At 73.3% G+C, this 21,996-nt stretch carries 12 protein-coding genes and 1 pseudogene; 1 reads left to right on the top strand and 12 read right to left on the bottom strand.

Annotation, left to right across the window (positions count from 1 at the left end):
• Positions 1-10 precede the first annotated feature (10 nt).
• The gene (locus ACFP3R_RS06265; protein WP_380633698.1) at positions 11-1,483 is read right to left on the bottom strand and encodes an amidase; all 1,473 of its coding nucleotides are present in this window, start codon (positions 1,481-1,483) and stop codon (positions 11-13) included.
• Between the two features lie 358 nt (positions 1,484-1,841).
• Between ACFP3R_RS06265 and ACFP3R_RS06260 the strand changes: the two genes are divergently transcribed.
• On the top strand, positions 1,842-2,150 hold the full coding sequence (locus ACFP3R_RS06260) for a transcriptional regulator (protein ID WP_380633696.1): 309 nt from the start codon (positions 1,842-1,844) through the stop codon (positions 2,148-2,150).
• 27 nt (positions 2,151-2,177) lie between these two features.
• Here the strand turns inward: ACFP3R_RS06260 and ACFP3R_RS06255 are convergent, their stop codons facing one another.
• The 11 genes and pseudogenes from ACFP3R_RS06255 to ACFP3R_RS06205 all read right to left on the bottom strand — a co-directional run.
• Positions 2,178-4,139, bottom strand: coding sequence for a glycosyl hydrolase family 95 catalytic domain-containing protein (locus ACFP3R_RS06255; protein ID WP_380633694.1), 1,962 nt, complete (start codon positions 4,137-4,139; stop codon positions 2,178-2,180).
• A complete protein-coding gene (locus ACFP3R_RS06250) occupies positions 4,108-6,057 on the bottom strand; it encodes a beta-galactosidase (RefSeq protein ID WP_380633693.1) in 1,950 nt (649 codons plus the stop codon). The genes ACFP3R_RS06255 and ACFP3R_RS06250 overlap by 32 nt, the downstream gene beginning before the upstream one ends.
• Complete coding sequence (locus ACFP3R_RS06245) at positions 6,054-7,004, bottom strand: carbohydrate ABC transporter permease (protein ID WP_380633691.1); 951 nt, start codon at positions 7,002-7,004, stop codon at positions 6,054-6,056. The genes ACFP3R_RS06250 and ACFP3R_RS06245 overlap by 4 nt, the downstream gene beginning before the upstream one ends.
• Complete coding sequence (locus ACFP3R_RS06240) at positions 7,001-7,975, bottom strand: ABC transporter permease (RefSeq protein ID WP_380633689.1); 975 nt, start codon at positions 7,973-7,975, stop codon at positions 7,001-7,003. The genes ACFP3R_RS06245 and ACFP3R_RS06240 overlap by 4 nt, the downstream gene beginning before the upstream one ends.
• Positions 7,962-9,581 (bottom strand): extracellular solute-binding protein, encoded by a 1,620-nt coding sequence (locus ACFP3R_RS06235; protein WP_380633687.1) that lies wholly within the window; start codon positions 9,579-9,581, stop codon positions 7,962-7,964. Before ACFP3R_RS06235 ends, ACFP3R_RS06240 begins: the two co-directional genes overlap by 14 nt.
• A gap of 244 nt (positions 9,582-9,825) precedes the next feature.
• Positions 9,826-10,824, bottom strand: coding sequence for a LacI family DNA-binding transcriptional regulator (locus ACFP3R_RS06230; RefSeq protein WP_380633686.1), 999 nt, complete (start codon positions 10,822-10,824; stop codon positions 9,826-9,828).
• 1 nt (position 10,825) lies between these two features.
• Positions 10,826-13,351 carry a beta-glucosidase family protein gene (locus ACFP3R_RS06225; protein ID WP_380633684.1) on the bottom strand — a complete coding sequence of 842 codons (2,526 nt, stop codon included), beginning with the start codon at positions 13,349-13,351 and terminating at the stop codon, positions 10,826-10,828.
• Positions 13,352-13,615: 264 nt separating this feature from the next.
• Complete coding sequence (locus ACFP3R_RS06220) at positions 13,616-16,546, bottom strand: glycoside hydrolase family 48 protein (protein ID WP_380633683.1); 2,931 nt, start codon at positions 16,544-16,546, stop codon at positions 13,616-13,618.
• A gap of 156 nt (positions 16,547-16,702) precedes the next feature.
• Positions 16,703-19,363: a glycoside hydrolase family 9 protein gene (locus ACFP3R_RS06215; RefSeq protein ID WP_380633681.1), complete on the bottom strand. Its 2,661-nt coding sequence runs from the start codon at positions 19,361-19,363 to the stop codon at positions 16,703-16,705.
• 210 nt (positions 19,364-19,573) lie between these two features.
• Complete coding sequence (locus ACFP3R_RS06210; RefSeq protein WP_380633829.1) at positions 19,574-19,987, bottom strand: cellulose binding domain-containing protein; 414 nt, start codon at positions 19,985-19,987, stop codon at positions 19,574-19,576.
• Positions 19,979-21,763, bottom strand: a pseudogene (locus ACFP3R_RS06205) (glycoside hydrolase family 3 protein); the annotation flags it as partial. The gene ACFP3R_RS06210 and the pseudogene ACFP3R_RS06205, both read right to left, overlap by 9 nt.
• Between the last annotated feature and the right edge of the window lie 233 nt (positions 21,764-21,996).

Here is a 21,996-nt window from a genome sequence, read left to right as displayed (position 1 = left end):
CCTCCGCAGCCTAGTCGGGGCGCCCCGGCCACGGCGCCGCGAGTTCGAGCTGCCGGGCGAGCCGCAGCAGCAGCTCCTCGCCGCGCAGCCGGGCGAGGAACTGCACGCCCAGGGGCAGCCCGTCGGGGGTGCGGTGCAGCGGCAGGCTGATCGCCGGGCGGCCGGTGACGTTGGCCAACTGCGTGTACGGCACCCACCGCAGGTTGCGCTCGACGACCTGGTCCACCATGCCGACGTGCCGGAGCACGCCGGTCGCCCGGGTGCGCAGCAGGCCCGCGGCCAGCGCCCGCAGCGGGGCCGGCGTGGCCAGGGAGCCGACCCAGATCGGGGGTTCGCCCAGGGTGGGGGTCAGCAGCAGGTCGTAGCGCTCGTGGAAGGCCGCCACGGCGCCGATGTGGTCGCGGCGGCGCTCCTGGGCCGCCTGGAGCTCCACCGCGCCGAGGGCGCGGCCGAGCGCGGCCATGAGCAGGGTGTCCTGCTCGAAGCCGCCGTCGCCGGCGCCGGTCAGCCGCTTGATCCGGGCCACCTCGATCGCCTGGTGCACGAACCAGACGACCAGGAAGTCCCGGCCCAGCTGCCGGTCGTCGTGGGGCGGGTCCACCTCCTCGACGTGGTGCCCCAGCCCGGTGAGCAGCCCGGCGGCGTGCTCGACCGCGCGGACGGCCTCGGGGTGGGGGTGCTCGCGCAGGGCGCAGCGGGTGGTGAAGCCGATGCGCAGCGGTCCCGGCGCCTCGTCGAGGCGGTCGAGGAACGAGCGGTCCGGCGCGTACGGCGCGTAGGGGCTCACCGCCTCGGGCCCGGCGAGCACGTCGAGCATGGCCGCGGTGTCGCGGACGGTGCGGGAGACGACGCCGTGGGTGGCCAGGCCGTTGAGCGGTTCGCTCTCCGCCGGCCCGTGCGGCACCAACCCCCGGCCGGGTTTGAGCCCGACCAGCCCGGTGCACGCCGCCGGGATGCGGATGGACCCGCCGCCGTCGCTCGCCGCGGCCACCGGGACGATCCCCGCGGCGACGGCCGCCGCCGCCCCGCCGGACGAGCCGCCCGGGGTGCGGTCCGGGTCCCACGGGTTGCGCGCCGGGCCGAACAGCTCCGGCTCGGTGACGCCCTTGGAGCCGAACTCCGGGGTGTTCGTCTTCCCGAAGACGACCACGCCGGCGTCGAGCCAGCGCCGCACCACGGTGCTCGTGCGCGTGGCCACCCGCCCGGCGAGGGCGCGGTTCCCGTCGGAGGTCGGGGTGCCCGCCAGGTCCTGGTGGAGGTCCTTGAGCAGGAACGGGACGCCGGCGAAGGGACCGGTCAACTCCTGGGCGGCGCGCTCGTCGGCGTGGTCGTCGAGCCAGGTGCAGATGGCGTTGAGCCGCGGGTTCACCGCCCGCGCCCGGCTCCGGGCGGCCGCGAGCAGCTCCGCGGCGGTCACCTCGCCCGCGGCGACCAGCCCGCCCAGCGCCAGCCCGTCGTGCTCCAGGTAGTCGCGCTCGTCCAACCGTCGTCTCCTCGTCCCGGGGCCGCGTGGTCCGGACATGGTCACCCGCCGGCCGGTGGACGTCGATCCCGGGGTGGCTCGACCCGGACCGCCCGTCGCGCCGGACCGGTGTGCAATGCGAACCTGATTGCCGAACACACCGGTCTTGGGCGTCCGACGACGGCGCCGAACACCGCGGGACTGCCGGACGAGCCGGACCGGCTCCGGCGGCGGACCGGGATCGCCAGGCGCGGGCACCGGCTGCCGCTGACCGCGATCGGCCTGCCGGCGCCGGGGGCGGTGCGAAGGACGTCCTGCTCCCCGGCCGCGTCGCGCCCGTCGGCGGACTGGTCGCGCCGGCGCTCAGCAGGCTGCGCCGGTGAGCGAACACCCCACCGCCGCGCTGGACGACGTGGTGCACCGGCGCCACCGGCTGGGCCTCCTCACCATCGCGAGCGAGGCCGAGCGGGTGGAGTTCGGGTACCTCGGGACCACCCTGGAGCTGACCGCGGGCAACCTGTCCCGGCACATCAGCGTGCTGGAGGACGCCGGGCTGCCGGAGGCGGAGAAGGGGTACGAGGGCAAGCGCCCGCGCACGTGGGTGGCCATCGCCGCCGCCGGGCGCGGGGCACCGGCCCGCGAGGTGGCCGCCCTGCGCGCGCTGCCGGCCCGCCACGACGAGCGCTGAGGAGCGCGGGTACGCGCGGGCCGGACCTCACCACCGCACCTCCCGCCGCTCCCCCGCCGCCAGGCGCAGCACCTCTCGCCGCACCCCGTGCCGGAGCACCACCTCGCGCGCGGTCGACGCGCGCACCGCCACCGACGTCGGCGCGCCGTCCGCCCAGCGCAGGTCCACCGCCACCCCGCCGCGCACCCGCAACCCGGTCACGCGCCCGGCCGACCAGGCCGCCGGCAGCGCGGGCAGCAGCTCCACCTCCCCGGTGTGCCCCTGCACCAGCATCTCGGCCACCGCCGCCGGCACGCCGAGCGAGCCGTCCACCTGGAACGGGTTGGCCGCCACCAGGTTCGGGCACCGCGGCATGGCCGCGACCAGCGCCGCCGCCCGCTCACCCTCCCCCAGCCTGGCCCACAGCGCCGCCTTCCACGCGTACGACCAGCCGGGTCCCTCGTCGCCGCGCTCCTCCAGCGACCGCCGCGCCGCCGCGGCCTCCGGGGTGCCGCGCCGGATCCGGGTGCCGGGGAACAGGCCGACCAGGTGCGACACGTGCCGGTGGCGCGGCTCGGTCTCCGGCACCTCCCGCGCCCACTCCAGCAGCTGCCCGCGCGACCCGACCGGCAGCGTCGGCAGGCGGTCCAGCAGGGAGGTGTCCACCGGCAGCCCCAGGACCTCGCCCGCCTCGCGCAGCCGGGTGAACAGCTCCCACACCAGGGTCAGGTCCATCGTGGACCCGACGCCGACGGCCACCTCGTTGCCCGACGGGCTCCGGTAGTGGTTCTCCGGCGACGTCGACGGCGCGGTGGTGAGCACGCCCCCGTGCTCGAACACCCACGACCGGCAGAACGCGGCCGCGCCCAGCAGCACCGGCCACGCCCGCTCGCGCAGCCACCCGACGTCGCCGGTGAAGGCGAAGTGCTCCCACAGGTGCAGCGACAGCCACACGCCGCCCATCGGCCAGTTCGCCCACGCCGGGTCGCCCTGCACCGGCGTGGCCAGGAACCACGGGTCGGTGTTGTGGTGCGCGCACCAGCCGTCCGCGCCGTACAGCGCCCGCGCCACCTCCTCGCCGGCGCGCGCCAGGCCACCGACGAACTCCAGCAGCGGTTCGTGGCACTCCGGCAGCCCGGTCGGCTCGGCCGCCCAGTAGTTCATCTGCGTGTTGATGTTGACCGTGTAGTTCGACCGCCACGGCGGCTCCGGGTACGGGTTCCACACGCCCTGGAGGTTCGCGGGCAGCGTGCCGGGTCGGGACGAGGCGATGAGCAGGTACCGGCCGTACTGGAACAGCAGCGCCGCGAACGCCGGGTCGTCGGCGCGCCAGGTGTCGGTCGGCCCGTCCGGGGCGGGGCCGAGGTCCAGCGAGACCCGGTCGAACAGCTCCCGGTGGTCGGCCACCGCCCGGTCGCGGAACACCTCCCACCCGGGCGGGTCGGTCAGGCCGACGTAGAACACCACCGCGCCCGGCTCGTCGACGCGGACCAGCGGCACGGGCGCGACCGGCGACGCGATCACCCCGGGCACGTCGAGCGACGCGGTCACCCCGGGCACGTCCAGCGACGCCGTCACCCCGGGCGCGCCCTCCACCCGCACGCCCAGCGCGTGGTGCTCGTAGGAGCACACCGCCTCCTGCCGCACGCCGCCGCCGTAGTCCACGGTCGCCAGGCCCGTGCGCAGGTCCAGGGCCCGCGAGTAGCCCTCGGCGGGTTCCGGGCCGTGCAGCCGCAGCGTCCCCAGCGGCTGGTAGGCGCCGGTGTCCGGGCCCTGCACCGACCGCAGCAGCACCTCGGCCCGCTCCGGGTCGCCCGCGAGCACGGCCTCCCGCGCCTCCCGCACCCGCGCCGCGCCCGCCACCGGCCGCGCCGGGCCGCCGAGCCACACCCGGTCGTCGTTGAGGTCGAACCGGCCGGTGCCCCGGCACACCGCGCCGAACCTGCCGCTGCCCAGCGGCAGGCCCTCCTCCCACCGCTCAGCCGGACTGCGGAACCAGAGCCGCGACACCGAACCTCCCCAGGGTCACCGAACCGGACACCGCGCCACCGGTCAGCAGGTCGACGTGGGCGCCCGGCACGTCCAGCGAAACCTCTCCCGCACCGTGGTTGACCAGGAACAGCACCTCACCGCGCCGCACCACCTCCACACCGCGCGGCGGGCGCGGCACCGGCGTCGCGCCGGCGTCGGCCAGCAGCCGCCCGAACAGCCGCACGGCCGCGTCCGCCGCCGGCCGGGTGGCCATGTACCAGGCCGCGCCCGCGCCGTGCCGGTGGCGCAGCACCACGGGCGTGCCGTCGTCGAGCGCGGCCACCACCTCCGCGCCCTCGACCACCAGGTCCTCGCGCCAGAAGCCGGCCGTGAACTCCCCCAGCGCCTCCGACGAGCAGACCGGCGCCTCGTCCGGGCGCAGCGGCACGACCTCCTCCACGCGCAGCCCCAGCAGCTCCCGCAGCGGCCCGGGGTAGCCGCCGGGGAACACCTGGTCGCGCTCGTCCACGACGCCGGAGAAGAACCCCACCACCAGCGTCCCGCCGCCCGCGACGAACGACCGCAGCGGCTCCGGGTCGCGCACCAGGTACAGGTTGGGCACCACCACCAGCCGGTAGGCCGACAGGTCGGCCGAGGCGGGCACGAAGTCCGGGGTCACGCCCAGCTCGAACAGCGGCCGGTAGCAGTCGCGCACCCGGTCGAGCAGGTCGAGGTCGCCGGACGGGTGCGCGTCCAGCTCGACCGCCCACCAGTTCTCCCAGTCCAGCACCACGGCCACCTCCGCGACCACGGGCGCGCCCGCCACCGGGGCCAGCGCCGCCAGGTCCGCGCCCAGCGCCTCGACCTCGCGGAACACCCGGCTGTCCGGACCCGCGTGCGGCACCATCCCGGAGTGGAACTTCTCCGCGCCGCCCCGGGAGGCGCGCCACTGGAAGAAGCACACCGCGTCCGCGCCCCGCGCCACCGCCTGCACCGACTGGGCGCGCAGCTGCCCGGCGGGCTTGGGCGGGTTGCGCCGCCGCCAGTTCACCGCGCTCGCCGCCTGCTCCATCAGCAGCCACGGGCCGCGCTTGAGCGAGCGCATCAGGTCGAAGCCCAGCGCGCTGAGCACGTGCGACTCCGGGTCGTCCGGGTCGGGGTACCAGTCGTGCGAGACCACGTCCTCCTCCCCGGCCAGCGCCCAGCCGTCCACGGTGCGTTGCAGGCCCATGAAGTTGGTGGTCACCGGCACGTCCGGGGTGAACCGCCGCAGCACGTCGCGCTCCGCCCGGAACGACTCGACCAGCGCGTCCGAGCAGAACCGGGCGAAGTCGAGCCGCTGACCGGGGTTGATCAGGTACGGCGCGCGGCGCGGCGGGATCACCTCGTCCCACGCGCCGTAGCGCTGGCTCCAGAACGCCGTGTGCCAGGCGTCGTTCAGCTCCTCCAGCGTGCCGTGGCGGGCGCGCAGCCACTGCCGGAAGTGCGCGGCGGTCACGTCGCAGTGGCACACCTGGCCCAGCTCGTTGCCCACGTGCCACAGCGCCAGCGCCGGGTGGTCGGCGTAGCGCCGGGCCAGGTCGGCGACCAGGGCCAGCGCGTGCTCCCGGTACACCGGCGAGGACGGGCAGAACTGGTTGCGCGACCCGTAGGCGAGCCGGTGGCCGTCGAAGTCCACCGGCAGCGTCTCCGGGAACCGGTGACCCAGCCACGGCGGCGGCGACGCGGTCGGCGTGGCCAGGAAGACCTCGATCCCGCCCGCGTGCAGCAGGTCGAGCACCCGGTCCAGCCAGCCGAAGTCCCGCTCCCCCGGCCGTGGTTCCAGGCGGGCCCAGGAGAACACGCCCACGGTCACCGTGGTCACGCCGGCCCGGCGCATCAGCGCGACGTCCTCGGCCCACACCTCCTCGGGCCACTGCTCGGGGTTGTAGTCGCCCCCGTAGCGGATGCCGCTCATCCCTTGATCGCCCCCACGATCACGCCCTTGGTGAAGTGCTTCTGCACGAACGGGTAGACGAGCAGCACCGGCACCACCGCGATCACCACCACGGCCATCTTCACCGCGAGCGTGGCCACCAGGCCGCCCGAGCCGTCCAGGGTGGAGTCGGCGGGGCTGGCGCCCGGGATGGGCTGGCCCTGGAGCACGTAGGCGCGCAGCACGAGCTGGAGCGGCCACTTCTCGGTGGAGTTGAGGTACAGGAAGGCGTTGAAGAACGCGTTCCAGTAGCCGACCGCGTAGAACAGCGCGATCACCGCGGTCACGCCCTTCGACAGCGGCAGCACGATCCGGGTCAGCACGCCGAGGTCGTTGGCGCCGTCGATCCGGGCGCTGTCCACCAGGTCCTGCGGGATGTTCATGAAGAACGACCGCAGCACCACCAGGTTGAACGCCGCCACCGCGCCGGGCAGCACCAGCGCCGCGTAGGTGTCCAGCAGCCCGAGCGACTGCACCAGCAGGTAGGTCGGGATCAGGCCGGGTCCGAACAGGAACGTCAGCAGCACCACGAACAGCAGCGGCCGGTGCGCGAACGACCCCGGCCGGGACAGGCCGTAGGCCGCGAGCAGGGTGATGATCGTGCTGAACAGCGTGCCGACCACAGTGATACCGGTGCTGACCAGCACCGACCGCGTCACGACACCACCGGAGAGCAGTTCGGCGTAGGCGGCCGTGGTGAACCCGTCCGGGACCACCACCAGCCCGCCGGCCCTGGTGATCGCGGGCGACGGCGACACGCTGGTGAGCACCACCACCCACAGCGGGAACAGCACGGCCAGCAGCACCACGCCGACCAGCACGCCCTTGGCCGCCCGGCCCAGGCGCGTGGGCGGCTCCTCCCACACCGGACGGGACGGGCGGTCCGAACGGGTCGGGCGCGACCGGACCCGGGACTGCGCAACGGTCATCGCGAGTACACCCCCTGTTCCCCGGCCAGGTGCGCGACCCTGTTGGCCGCCAGCACGAGCGCCAGCCCGACCAGGCCCTTGACCAGGCCCGCGGCCGCCGCGTAGGCGAAGTCGGAGTTGACCACGCCGGTGAAGTACACGTAGGTGTCGAGCACCTCGGCGGTGTCCGCGCCGACCGCGTCGCGCTGGAGCAGGAACTGCTCGAACCCGACGGTCAGCGCCTCGCCCAGGCGCAGGATCAGCAGCAGCACGATCACCGGGACCAGCGCGGGCAGCGTCACGTGCCACAGCCGCCGCCACCGGCCCGCGCCGTCCACCGCGGCCGCCTCGTACAGCGAGGTGTCGATGGTGGACAGGGCGGCCAGGAACACGATCGCGCCCCACCCGGCGTCCTTCCACACCGACTGGGCCGTGACCAGCACCAGGAACAGGTCCGGGTCGGTCATCACGTCCACCGGCGAGAACCCGTGCGAGCGCAGGAACTGGTTGAGCACCCCCGCCCCGCCGATCATCTGCTGGAACAGCGTGATCACCAGCACCCAGGAGAAGAAGTGCGGCAGGTACACGACGCTCTGCACGAACATCCGCAGCCGCGGGCTCAGCAGGCTGTGCACCAGCAGCGCGAGCCCGATCGGCACCGGGAAGTAGAACACCAGCTGGAACGCGGTGATGGTCAGCGTGTTGACCGTGGCGTCCCAGAAGTCGGGGTCGGTCAGGATGCGCTCGAAGTTGGCGAAGCCGATCCACGGGCTGCCCGCGATGCCGACGTAGGGCGAGTAGTCCTGGAACGCCACCACGTTGCCCAGCAGCGGCACGTAGTGGAACACGGCCAGCACCAGGATCGCGGGCGCCACCATGAGCAGCAGCACCCAGTCCCGCCGCAGCCGGCGCGCCCACCGCGGGCGGCGGGACGGGGGGGCCGGGCGGCCCGCCGAGGGGGCGGGCCGCTCCAGCAGGTCAGCGGCCGGCATCGGAGAGCGCCTTGTCGTAGAACGCGCGCAGCTCGTCCCCGCCGGCCTTGCGCCAGTCCTCGGCCAGCTTCCCGACCTGCTCGACGGGCGTGCGCCCGCGCAGGATGTCGTTGGTGCGGTCCTCGAACTGCTTGGGCAGCTTGGAGTGCTCGGCGGGCTCCTCGATGCGCAGGCCGAACGTGGGCGGCTTGACCTGGTGCTCGTAGGCGTCGGCGAGCCAGCCGTGCAGCGACCGGACGTAGTCCGGGTACTGCGTCTCGACGAGGGCGTCCGGCGGTGCGGCGAGGAAGCCGTAGGTGAGGGTGATCTCCTTGCGGCCCAGCTCGGTGAGGTCGGGCGCGCCGCTCGCGTTGCGGGCGCTGTGCTCGCCCTCGGTGCCGTAGCGCAGCACGAAGTGCTCCTCGGTGCCGATCGGCGCGGCGGCGAAGTTCGCCACCCGCAGCAGCTCGCGCACCCGGTCGTCCGGGACGTCCTTGCGGATCAGGGTGACCATGGCGGTGGGCGGGCTCACCGGGTAGGTCGGCTTGCCGCCGTCGTGCGCGAACAGCGGCATGGCCTCCATGCCGAAGCCGGGGTTGGTGGGCCGCTGCTGGGCCAGCGCCTCGCGCCACGCGCCCAGGCCGTCCTGGTAGATCAGCATCTGGCCGCCCGCGAACAGCTCCTTGAGCCGGGTGGTGTTGCCCGCCACCACGTCGGGGTGCACGTAACCGGCGGCGTAGAGGGCCCGGGTGAACTTGACCGCCTCGGTGTACGCCTCGGTCTCGATCACGTTGACGACCTTGCCGGAGGCGTCGCGGCTCCAGTCGCCGGGGTTGCCGAACACCCGGACCACCGACCGGAACACGTCGCCGACGGCCCACCGGTTCCTCGCCGGGTCGTTGACCGCCTTGCACAGCGCGGCGAACTCGTCGGCGCTCCTGGGCGGCTCCACGCCGAGCTGGTCGAACAGGTCGCTGCGGTGGAACAGGGCCTCGGGGAACGGCTTGTCCGGGAACGGCACGCCGTACAGGCGCCCGCCGTAGACGCACGCGTTCCACGCGTCGGTCGGGATGTTGGCCAGCAGCGGGTAGTCCTTCACCTTGTCGCCGGCGAGGAAGTCGGTCAGGTCGCGGAACACCTCACCGACGCCCTCGCTGAACCGGGGCGGGACGGTGAACGTCGGCATGACGGTCATCTCGGGCACCTGCCGGGCCGCCATCATCGCGGCCAGCTTCGCCCCGTAGTCGCTGCCCTGCACCAGGTCGAACTTCACCACGCCGCCGAGGCGCTCGTTGACCACGTCGTAGTAGGAGTTCTCCCCCAGGCCCGGCGGGACGGGCCAGAAGGCGGGCGTCATCGCGGTGACCTCGCCGCCGTTGAGCGGCTTGTCCCGCACCGCGGCGACCAGCCGGTCCGGGAAGGTGAGGTAGCCCGGGGCGGAGCCGTTGACCCCGGGCAGGTCCGGCTTGGCGAACTCGACCGGCACGTGCGCCGGCAGCACCCGCGCCAGCGCGTCGGCGTCGAGCGCGGACCCGGTGTGCTGCTGGGCGGACGAGCCGCAGCCGACGACGAGCGTGCCGCCGGCGACCGCGGTGAGGGACAGGAAACCCCTGCGGTTGAGAATCATGAACGCCCCTTAGCGTCGAAATCCAGGGAGTCGCGCGCCTTCGCGCGTGGAGGGGGGATGAGGTCGAGGGGTGGGCCGGCCGGCGGGGAGGTCCGGACCGGGCGGTGGGCCGGCGCGTCGAGGACCCCGGGCCCGGGGCCGCGCACGACCCCACCGCCGATCTCGCGCGGGCCCATCCGGTACACCTCCCTTGGAATCGAAGCGCTTCGAAATCACACGACCGGCGAGGAGCCCGCCCGGGGGCTCAGCGCGTGGTGCTGGCCCGCTCGGTCAGCCGGGGCGGCAGCAGCGTGAGCGGCGGCGTCGGGGCCCGGTCGAGCTTGGCCATCAGCAGCGCCACCGCGTGGTGCCCCAGCTGCTCGGCGGGCACCGCCACCGAGGTCAGCGGTGGGGTCAGCCGCCCGGCCAGGTCGTCCGGGCAGATCGCGACCACGGCCACGTCCTCGGGCACCTTGCGGCCCAGCGCGCGCAGCACCTCCACCACCGACGGCAGCGCGGCCTCGTTGTGCACGACCAGGCCGGTCACCGCCGAGTGCCGGTCGAGCAGCCCGGTGATGGCCACCCGCACCGACTCGTGGTCCGGCTCGGTGGGCAGGGTGGTGGAGGCCACGCCGCGGCGCATGGCGGCCGCGCTGAACCCCGCCATGGTGCGGTGGGCGAACCCGGTGTCGCGCTGGTAGACCGCGCGCGGCGCGCCGACCAGCGCCACGTAGGTGTGCCCGAGGTCGGCCAGGTGGTCCACGCACCGGGCGCCCGCCTCGGCGAAGTCCAGGTCCACGCAGGTCAGGCCCGCGGCGTCGGCGGGGAACCCGATGAGCACCGAGGGCCGGTCCAGCTCCCGCAGCACCGGCACGCGCTCGTCGTGCATCTCCACGTCCATCACCAGCAGGCCGTCGACCTGGGCGCTGCCCGCGACCCGGCGCAGGCCCGCCGCGCCCTGGTCGGCGGTCACCAGCAGGACGTCGTGCTCGTGCCGGCGGGCCGCGTTGGCCACCGCCACCACGAACTGCATCATCACCGGCATGTTCATGCCCTCGCGCACGGGCAGCACCAGCGCCAGCACGTTGGCCCGGTTGCTGGCCAGCGACCGGGCGCCCGCGTGCGGGTGGTAGCCCAGCGCCCGCACGCTCGCCTCGACCCGGGCCTTGGTCGCCGAGGAGATCGAGCGCCGCCCCGTCAGCGCGTACGACACCGTGCTGGGCGCGACACCCGCGTGCCGCGCGACATCGGCGATGGTGACCACGTCAACGCACCTCCCGCACCCGAACGCCCGCCGCGTGCGCGGTGAGCAGCAACGACGCGCCGTCGAACGAGACGCCGACCCCGGGCGGCGCGGCCCGGTCGCCGGGGACCACGTCGTGGAAGGCGATCCACGCGCCCTCGCGGGTGAACTCGACCTCGTCGTCCACCAGCCGCACGCCGTCGCAGTCGTCGAAGTCCGCGGCGCGCAGCACGCCCGCGCGCGGCCCGATCACCTCGCCCGGCACGTCCACCACCAGCCGGGCGCGGATGTCGCGCGAGGACGCGCCGATCATCAGCTCGTACCGCCCGGCCTCCACCACGCGCCGCCCGGTGGTGACGTCCCAGTGCCACAGGTGTTCCACCGGCAGTTCGACCACCGCGGTCTCCCCCGGCTCCAGGCGCACCCGCCGGAACGACTGGAGCCGGCGCAGCGGCTGCCGCACCCGCGAGCCGGGCGCCGCCGAGTACAGCTGCACCACCTCGGCCCCCGCGACCGCGCCGGTGTTGGTCACCGACACCGACACCACGCCGTCCGCGTACGCCGGGGAGGTGTGCTCGAAGGTGGTGTAGGACAGGCCGTGGCCGAAGGGGAACAGCGGCTCGCCGGCGAAGTACAGGTACGTGCCGCCCGAGCGGATGACGTCGTAGTCGAGGATGCCGGGCAGGTCGTCGTCGGACCGGTACCAGGTCTGGGGCAGCCGGCCCGAGGGCGGGAACTCCCCGAACAGCGCCTCGGCCACCGCGCGGCCCTGCTCCTGCCCGCCGTGCGCGGTCCAGACGATCGCGGGCAGGTGCTCCTCCTCGCCCTCCAGGGCGTAGGGGTAGCTGCTGACCAGCACCAGCACCGTGTCCGGGTTGGCCTCGCGGACCGCGCGCACCAGGTCCAGCGACGGCAGCCGCAGCGTGGTGCGGTCCTGGGTCTCCCGGCCGTTGACGTGCGGGTCGTTGCCGAGCACCAGGACCACCGCCCCGGCCCGCGCGGCCAGCTCCGCCGCCGCGGCGGTCCCGTCCACCACCAGCTCGACCTCGAACGGACCGGTGTCCGTGCCCTGCACCACGTTGCGGAGCACGACGGAGCCGCCCTCGGACCGGGGCTCGAACAGCTCGCGCACGTCCCAGCCGCCCGGCGTGGCCGCCGTCGCGACCAGCGAGCCGTCCGCGGCCGTGCCCAGGTAGCGGCGGGACGCCACGTCGCGCAGCGCCCACACCCCGTCGCCCCAGTCGAAGCGGTCGAACAGCTCCCGCCCGCCGAGGCCGACGGCGCCGCCGCGCACGCCGAGGTACCGGCCGTCCGGGGCGCGCAGCGCGATCCGGTCCACGCCCTCGTGGCACGACACCGCGGCGAACCGCTCCAGTCCTCTTCGGACGGTCACCCGGTAGGGCAGCGTGCCGCTGTACCAGTCCTCGAACAGCGCGTCGGCGTGCGTGCCGATGACGGCCAGCTCCACGCCCGGCCGCAGCGGCAGGAACGACTCGTTGCGCAGCAGGACCACCGCCTGCCGCGCCGCCTCCAGCGCCAACCCGCCGTGCGAGCCGATCACGTCCGGGGCGATCGCCGCGTAGGGGTTGTCCTCCGGCGGGTCGAACTCGCCGAGCCGGAACCGCAGCCGCAGCACGTTGCCCACGGCCCGGTCGACGTCCGCCCGCTCCAGCAGGCCGGCCGCCAGCGCGGCGGTGACGCTCTCGACCACCAGCGTCGGGTCGGCGTCCTGGTCGGTGAAGCTGTCCAGGCCGGCCTTCAGCAGCGCCGCGTGCGCCTCGACCTGCGTGGGGAGGTAGCCCTGCGTCCCGGCCACGTTCGACGGCGCGTAGGCGTCGCTGACGACCGCCAGCCCGTCGGGCGCCCAGGCGCGCAGCTCCCGCCCGATGAGCGGGCTCAGGTGCGCGGGGCGGCCGTTGACCAGGTTGTAGGACGGCATGACGGCCACCGCCGCGCCGGCCTCGATCGGCCCGCGGAAGCACGGCAGCTCGTACTCGTGCAGCACCCGCGGCCGCAGGTCGGAGGAGGTGGTGCAGCGGTCGTCCTCGTTGTTGTAGCCCAGGAAGTGCTTCAGCGTGGGCGCGGTGCGCAGGTAGCGCGGGTGGTCGCCGCGCAGGCCGCGCGCGTACGCCGTGCCCATCGCCGCGGTCAGCACCGGGTCCTCGGAGTAGCCCTCCTCGTTGCGGCCCCACCTCGGGTCGCGCAGCGGGTTCACCACCGGCGCCCACACGTTGAGGCCGTGCGCGACCGGGTCCCGCCGGTGGAACCCGCGGGCCTCCACGCCGACCGCCTCGCCGACCCGGCGCACCAGGTCGGTGTCCCACGTCGCGGCCAGGCCGACCGCCTGGGGAAACACCGTCGCCGGCCCCAGCCACGCGACGCCGTGCAGGGCCTCCGTGCCGGTGCGGAACTCGGCCAGGCCCAGGCGCGGCACGGCGGGCTGCCGCTGGTGCAGCATCGCCACCTTCTCCTCGTCGGTCAGCCGCCCCAGCAGGTCGGAAACCCTGCCCTTGAGCGACAGCGCCGGATCTCGGAACGGCAGGCCCACGACACACCTCTCCTGCTGGTCGAATTCCTCGAATACCCAGCTCTCTGAATCGAATCGTTTCGATTCACGTCCCTGAACTTCCCAGGTCGTGAGATCGAACGGGGATGCCCAGAAATGTGGCACAGGTCTCTGACCCGCGTCAACACCGAAGTTTCGCGAATGTTTCGTTCGACGGCTTCGAATCGAACGCGTTCGACGCAAAAGGAAACGCCGAACACCCCCTTCACCTCGTTGTGAAGGGGGTGTCGGCGACCTTCGGGTGAACTACCCGAACAGCTCCACGTGCAGCTGGAACGCCGTGGCGATCTCAGCCTGCGCCCAGAACCGGTGGTAGGTGAAGGTCGGCGCGGGGCCGCCGTCCAGGTACGCCTGGACCTTCGGCCAGTCCGGGTCCTGCTTGAACATGGACCGGATGTCGACGAACGACACGCCCTGCCTGATCTGGTCACCGTTGGGCATGGTGCCCGTCCAGCCCGACGGCACGTACGGACCCTCGCGGTTCGACGTGTTGTACACGTCGTCGAAGCGGTTGTAGTCCGTGCGCGTCTCCGGCACCGCGATGCCCTTGTCGTCCTGGTGCGCCAGCAGCGCGTTGAGCAGGCCCTCGCCCACGGTCCGCGCCTGGGCGTTGCCCGACTCGGCCGCGTAGTTCAGCAGGGTCTTCGCGTAGGACGCGGCGATGCCGACGTCCTGGCTGTGGTTGAGCACCCGGACGCGCAGGTTCGCGTTGGTGCCGGGGTTGGTGGCGTTCCAGGTGTCCGGCGCGCCGGTCCACTCCAGGTCGGACGGGATCTGGAAGGTCCCGTTGGTGCCGACCGTGGTGTTCGCGATGGCCCAGGGGACCCACTTGTCGAGGATCTTCTTGGCCGCCGCGTTGCCCGTCATCTCGTACAGGGCCGCGGTGCGCTCCATCTGCCACGCCTGGAAGCCGAACCAGCGGTTCGACGGCGGGTCGCGCCACACCGGGTGGGCGTCGTAGTACATGCCGTAGAAGGTCGGCGTGCCGGACGGCGGCGCGGCGTACTGGCCCTCCCAGCTGTTGGTGACGCCACCGGCGATGCCGCCGTCGGCGGCCTGGAGCCACTGGAGCAGCTCCAGCTGGCGGGTCATCGACGTGGCCCAGTCCTGCTGGCCGGTCGCCGACTTCGGCTTCAGGGCCGGGACCTGCGACAGCGCGTACGCGGCCAGCGGGTTCTGGTAGCCCTGGTGCGACGCGCCGTCACCGATGCGCCACGCCCAGCCGGCCGACGTGTCCGTCGCGCCGCCCCACGCGTAGTACCAGGACATCAGGTAGTGCGCGCTGTCCTTGCCGGTACCACCCGGGCACGAGGTGCTGTTGCAGTTGCCGATCTTCTTGAAGTACTTGTCGAACATGGCGTACCGCAGGTAGTCGCCCATCTTCGCGGCCTTGCCGACCTCCGCGGCGATCTCCGACCCCTTGCCCTGCTCGGTCGCCCACTCCTGGGCCAGCAGCGCCACCTGCACCGCGCGCGCGTCGGCGTCCGGGGCGTTGGTGTACTTCCACTGCTTGGCGTACTGGGCGTCCTTGGTGAACAGGTCGAGGAAGCCGTTGGGGCCACCGTGCGCGAAGGTGTCGCAGGACGGCTGCGGGATGGTCTCCCACACCGACTCGGACGAACCGCGCTGGTAGGTGTTGATGTACGCGGGCGCCGCGTCCGACTCGTCGCCGCACCGGCCGAAGCCGTAGGTGTTGTCGACGTCGATCAGCCAGTGCATGCCGTAGATGTCGTCGCTGCCGTAGGCCGACTTCAGCTCGGCCGCGATCGGGTCACGACCCACCGGGACGTTGGAGTCCAGCTGCGACGGGTACTGGTCCATCCGCGGGTGCTCCGGCGCGTAGGTCGCCGGCTTGGACGGGTCGTACCTGTTGTTCGTCGGCTGGTCGGCGGTCGACGGGATGATGTACTTCTCCATCGACGCCCAGGACTTCTTGAACGAAGACCAGTCCTCGGTGATCCGGGCGTAGCTGGCCTCCAGCCACAGGTAGTAGCTGAACGCCTCGGACGTGGTCTGGTGACCGTGGTCCGGGGCCTCGACCATCAGCGTCTCGATCGAGTGGTACGGCACCTTCAGGCCGTCGCTGAAGGTCCGGAAGTACCCGCTGGCCGGGTCGTGGATCTTGGCGTACTGGTCGAGGAACGCCTGCTCGAAGTTCGAGGCGCTGCCGGAGATCTCCTTGACCTCGACCGTCGCCGGGGTGATCCCGGTGGAGCTGGCGGTGAACGTGGCCGTGCCGAGTTCGCCGCCGTTGGCCGCCGAGGTGACCGTGACGTTCTGCTTGGTCGCCCAGTTGGCGGTGGTGAAGGTCAGCGTCGTCGGGCTCGCGGTCAGGTCGGTGCTGCCGCCCGAGCGGGCGACCGCCACCGCGACGCTGCTCGTCGGCGCGGTGGCCAGCGAGACGCCGAAGGTGGCGGTGGAGCCCTGCCGCACGCTCAGCGACGGCGGGTTGACCTGGATCGCCTGACCGGCCAGCACCCGGATGCCCGCGATGCTGGAGTTGGTCACGCCGCCCTTGTCGTCGGTGGCGCGCGCCGTGATGGCGTGCTCACCGACGGACGCACCGCTCCAGGTGGCCGAGTACGGCGACGAGGTGTCGGTCGCGACGACCACGCCGTCGGACAGGAAGTCGACCTTGGCGACGGTGCCGTCGCTGTCGCTCGCGGTGGCCGCCAGCGGGATCGCCTGACCGGTCTGGAACGTCTGGCCCGCCGTCGGCGAGTTCAACGTCACGCTGGGCGCCGTGTTCGGGCCGGTGCACCGCGTGCCGTTGATCGCGAAGTCGGTCGGGGCGTTGTTGGACCCGGTCCACTGGCCGTTGAAGCCGAGCGACACCTGGGCGTTGGCGCCCAGGTTGGGCGACCAGCTCGGCCCGGTCACGGTCACCACGCTGCCGCTCTGGCTGAACGTGCCGTTCCAGCCCTGCTGCACCCGCTGGCCGTTCGCGAAGGTCCAGGTGAGCCGCCAGTTGTTGACGGCGTCACCCTGGTTGCGGATGTTCACGCTGGCGCCGAAGCCACCGGGCCACTGGTTGGTCACCTGGTAGTTCACCGTGCACGCGACGGCGGCGTTCGCCACCGGCGCGACGAACGGCATGACACCCGCGGCGGTGGCTGCCGCGGCGATCAACGCGAGCGGTCCGGTTCGCAACCGTCCCGCTCTGGTGCGGTACCTCATGCGTCCTCCTCCTGCACGGATCAGCCGTTGATCCGCGAGTCTTCGGCGGCGGTGTGGGTGGTGCGGTACAGCGGCGGTGTGGTGCGGTGGTGCTCGAGCTGGAGTCGGCACGGGGCGCCTGGGCGCGCAGAACGCCCCGTGCCGAGACTGTGGGTGCTAGGGCTCGGTGCCCCAGACGAGGGTGCCGCCGACGTGGGCGGTGACCCGGTCGAAGTCGGTCAGCGCGGCACTGACCCGGTAGCTGTGGTCGTTGGTCTGGTCGAAGGAGGACCAGTCGGACTTGGCCACCCGCAGCTGGACGTCACCGGTGCTCGCGCCGGGCGCGAGGGAGCCCGCGGTGAACGAGACCTGGAGGTAGGCGTCGGCGCCGGCCCGCGCGGTCGGCAGCGTCACCGCGGTGGCGCGCACGTTGGCGCAGCCGACCGAGGCCCAGTCGCAGAACACCTGGTAGCCGGCGTTGGCCGCGTCACCGGTGAACCAGTACCGCAGGGTGACCGTCGAGCGGTCGACCGCGGTGGTGCCCCGGTTGACCAGGGCGAGCGCGGCGCCGATCTGGTTGGTGGTCGCGGCGCCGCCGCCGCGCTGCTGCACGGCCAGGGTCCCGCCGCCGCCGGTGCCCTCGCGCGCGGTGCGGAAGGTGATCACGGCGCTCGGGGCGGAGGTGTTGCCCGCGGAGTCCCTGGCCCGCACGGCGACGGTGTGCGCGGTGTCCGGGGTCAGGCCGGAGAGCTGGAACGCCGGGGTGGCCGGGGTACCTGCCGACGTGCCGTCCGCCAGGAGCACGTCGTACCCGGCCACCCCGACGTTGTCGGTGGACGCCGTCCAGCTCAGCGTGGCGCCGGTGGCGCCCACGTTCGAGACCCGCAGCCCGGTGGGGACGGACGGGGCCTCGCGGTCCTCGACGGCCGGGCCGGGCTCCCGGCCCCACCGCACCGCGCCGTCCTGGACCAGGGTCAGGCGGTCGGTGAGGGCGACGGTGTTGCCCTGGCCCAGTCCCTCGTGGGACCAGTCGTTCGACGGGTCCCAGGTGCCCGCGCTGGTGATGCGGAACTGCACCTCGTGCCGGTGCGCGGACTGGCCGCCCGGGTACACGTCGGGGCACGGGACGTCGACGTAGTAGGTGCGGCCGCTGTGCTGCCGGGGGGCGCTGGGCGTGCCGCACTGGTTGTAGTTCGTGGTGACCGTGACCTGGTCGGGCGTGGTGGCGCCGTCCAGGGTGAAGTAGTAGCGCAGGGAACCGGTGAACGTCCGGGCGGGCCACGCGCTCTTGTTGATCACGAACGCCTTGACCTCGGTGAAGCCGGCCGCGGCCTGGTTGACCGACGCCTGCACGGTCAGCTCCGGCCCGTCGGGGGTCTCGGCGGTCGGGAAGTTCGCCAGGGGCGTGCCGCCGTACTCCTTGTAGAGCCGGGCGAGCGCGCTGGTGAAGCCCGCGTTGTAGTCGAGCGCGACCTCGTTGGCGACGAAGTCGGTGCGGTCGTCCCGGTACGCGTCGTTGTTCGTGCCGGGGCCGCCGACCAGCGCGCCGTACAGGACGTGCCTGCTGGTCGCGGGTTCCTGCATGGTGTCGGCCCACGCGCCGTGCGCGGTGCGGTGGTGCGGGTTGCGCGGCGGGTTGGCGCCGAAGCCGACGACGTAGCTGGCGTTGCGCGGGTTGTCGCCCAGCGCGTAGTTGATCTGCCGCACGCCGAAGTCGTGGTAGGTGGCGGCTCTCGCGGCGTCGCGCGAGCGCAGCCAGTCGCCGTGGACCAGCGCGACGAACGCGGTGTTGGCCGCGTACCGCAGCGAGCCCCAGGTGTCGAGGTGGGCCTGGCCGCCCGGGGAGTGGCGCACCCGGTTGCCGTTGTAGCCGGTGGTCCAGTAGTCCAGCCAGCGGTTGGTGTCGTCCACGTACTGCTGCTCGCCGGTGAGCTTGGCCATCAGCGCGTAGGAGCCGTAGGACTTGTCGTCCCACGCGATGGTCCAGCGGTAGGAGCGGGTGGTGGTCTGCGGCTCGGTGGACAGCTTCTGGTACTCGGTCCTCGCCTTGTCCAGGTAGGACTGCTCGCCGGTGGCGCGGTGCAGCCAGATCGCGCCCCACACCAGCTCGTCCTGGTACCCGCTGTGGGAGTTGTAGAACTTCGCGGCGTCGGTGATGCAGGAGCTGTACTTGCCGCGGTAGGTGTCGGCGAAGGTGTAGAGCTGCCGGGCGTGGGTCAGCAGGGTGGCCGCGTAGGCGGCATCGGTCTGCCGGAACACCATGGCAGCGGAGGCCATCGCCGCGGCGTACTCGCCCGCGAGGTCCGAGCCGGGGCAGGAGGCGTCCACCTTGTACGACGGGCGCGCCATCCGCATGACCTCGGCGGCGCCCCACCACTTGTGGTCGTCGTCGCCCGCGCCGACCTGGCCGTAGACCACGTTGGGCGACGGGTGCGCCTTGATGATCCAGTCCGTGCCCCACTTGAGGTTGGACATCAGGTGCCGCAGCTGGCCCGCGCCCTCGTAGGCGTCCCGGTTCTCCACCGCGCCCCACGCGAGCATGGTCATGGTGGCCGCGAAGGGCAGGCCGAACTTCACGTGGTCGCCGGCGTCGTAGAACCCGCCGGACAGGTCCAGGCCCACGTCCCGGCCGTCGGTCAGGGCCGAGTCCCCGCGCCAGGACACCCGGTTGTCGGCGGGCAGGTCGCCCGACCGCTGGGCGTCGTAGAACCAGATCGACTTCTGGAGGGCCTCGCCGTAGTCGAACGCCGGCGCGGCCACCGCGGTCGGTGCCTGGAGCGGTGCGGACAACAGCGCGCCGACCAGCACCGCGAGGGTGCCGGACAGCACTCTGTCCATGCGTCGTCGCATGTGGTTCCTCCGGGATGCAGGGCGGTGGAGGTTCTGGGAGCGCTCCCAGTCCGGGACTGTAACGGCATCGAAACACCGTGAAAAGAGGGCTGGAGCACAAAGCCTTGACAAGTTGGCCCCAGTGGCCCCTGTCACGTGGGCCGAAAGCAGGCTGTCGCTGGTCCGGATGACGCAGGTTCGGGGAGCGCTCCCAGAGGGCTACCTCGTCCGGCAGGTCGACTCAGGGGTCGACGCGGAGCCGTTGGCGGTGTAGCCGAACGTCGCGGAGGCGCCCGGCGCGAGCGCGCCGTTCCACCCGACGTCCTCCACGGACACCTGCCGACCGGACTGGGCGAGCCTGCCGTTCCAGAGGCTGGTGACCGCGGCGTCGGTGGTCCAGGAGACCGTCCAGCCGGTGGAGGGGGCGGTGGCGCGGTTGGTCACGGTGACCTCGGCCTGGAAGCCGCCCTGCCAGGAGCTCGCCACGCGGGTGGTCGCGGTGCAGCCCGCCCCGGGCGGGGCCGTCGTCGTGGTGGTCGTGGTGGTCGCGGTCGTGGTGGTGGTGGTGGTCGTCGTCGGGGTCGTGGTCGTCGGGGTCGTGGTCGTGGTCGTCGGGGTCGGGCCGTAGCTCAGGCCGTGGCCCAGCGGGTAGAGCGCGGCCTTGCCGTCGCCGGCGTTGATCGGCTGCTGCGAGGAGCTCGTCATCCAGGTCACGGGCAGCCTGCCGGTCGGGTTGTGGTCGCCGAACAGCACGTCGGCCACGCCGCGCCCCTCGGTGCCCGGCAGCCAGGAGGCCAGCAGCGCGTTCCAGCCGCCGACCTGGCCCGCGACGTCCAGCGGGCGGCCGGAGACCAGCACCACCACGACCGGGATGCCCGCCGAGCGGAGCCGGTTGATCGTGGTCAGGTCCTCCTGGTCGAGGCCGAGGCCGGTGGGCCGGTCGCCCTGGCCCTCGGCGTACGGGGTCTCCCCCACCACCGCGATCGCCGCGGTGTAGGACCGGTCCACGCCGTTGCCGTAGCGGTCGTGGGTGACGTTGCCGCCCGCGTCGCGCAGGCCCTGGAGGATGGTGGTGCCGGGCGTGGTGCTGCCGCTGCCACCCTGCCAGGTGATGGTCCAGCCACCGCTCTGGTAGCCGATGTTGTCGGCCGACTTGCCCGCCACGAAGTACCGGCCGGTCCTCGCCAGCGGCAGCACGCCGTCGTTGCGCAGCAGCACCTGGGACTCCCGGACGGCCTCGCGCGCCAGCTCGCGGTGCGCGGCCGAGCCGACCGTCGAGGTCAGCGAGCGGTCGGTGAGCGGGCGCTCGAACAGGCCCAGCTCGTACTTCTTGGTCAGGACGCGGCGGTTGGCGTCGTCGATCCGGGCCTGGCTGATGCGCCCGGCCTGGACCTCGGCCTTGAGCAGGCCGGTGAAGCGCCGGTAGTCGTTGGGCACCATCACCACGTCGACGCCCGCGTTGACCGCGGCGGTGATCTCGGCGCCGGTGAAGCCGGTCGCGCCGTCAATCTGGTCGACGCCCGCCCAGTCGGAGACCACCAGGCCGGTGAAGCCCAGCTCGCCCTTGAGCAGGTCGGTGATCAGGTAGCGGTGGCCGTGCGCCTTGACGCCGTTCCAGCTGCTGTAGGAGATCATCACCGAACCGACGCCGCGCTCCACCGCGGCCCGGAACGGCGGCAGGTGCACGTCCCGCAGCTCCTGCTCGGGAATGCGGGCGTCGCCCTGGTCGACGCCGCCCGAGGTGCCGCCGTCGCCGATGTAGTGCTTGGCGGTGGCCAGCACGGACCGGTTGTCGCCGCCCAGGGTCGCGCCCTGGAGGCCGTCGACGTAGCTGGTCATCGCGGTGGGGATCTCGGGCACCTCGCCGAACGACTCGTAGGTGCGGCCCCACCGGTCGTCGCGGGCCACGCACAGGCAGGGCGCGAAGTTCCAGTCGATGCCGGTGCCCGCGACCTCCGCCGCGGTGGCCGCGCCGATGCGCCGGACCAGGTCCGGGTCGCGGGTGGCGCCGAGGCCGATGTTGTGCGGGAAGATCGTCGCGCCGCGCACGTTGTTGTGGCCGTGCACGGCGTCCACGCCGTAGATCATCGGGATGCCCAGGGGGGTGGACAGGGCGGTGCGCTGGAACTGGTCGTACATGTCGGCCCAGCCCTGGGCGGTGTTGGGGGTCGGCGCGGAGCCGCCGCCGGAGAGCACGGAGCCGATCCGGTAGGTGGCCAGGTCGGACACCGGGTCCAGCGCGGCCCGGTCGACCTGGGTCATCTGGCCGACCTTGTCGTCGAGGGTCATCCGGGCCAGCAGCTGCTCGACCCGGGGGTCTGCCTGGGCCGCCGGTCCGGACCGGGGCGCCGGCGCGGCGACGACCGGCGCGGTGGCGGTGGCGCCGGCGGTCAGGGCGGTGGCGGTCAGGGCGGTGGCCGCCAGGAGGGCGGTCGTCGCGGCGACCGCGACGGACCGGGAGGGAGTGCGCGTCATTGCGGAGCCTCCGTGTGAACGGTCTGGGAGCGTTCCCACAGTAGAATTGTCCGCATTCCCGCACCAGGGTTGACCCGCCCGGAGCAGCTCCGACTGCGTCCCCCGGCGTAATTTTGTCGAACCTCCCACAGTTGGTCCGGCCGGGGAGGACCACGAATTCTCCTCCC

It is taken from the genome of Saccharothrix lopnurensis (genome assembly GCF_042658445.1).
Classification (GTDB): Bacteria; Actinomycetota; Actinomycetes; order Mycobacteriales; family Pseudonocardiaceae; genus Actinosynnema; species Actinosynnema lopnurensis.
Note: the sequence above shows the minus strand (reverse complement) of the source record. Positions and strands in the feature narration are given on the sequence as shown.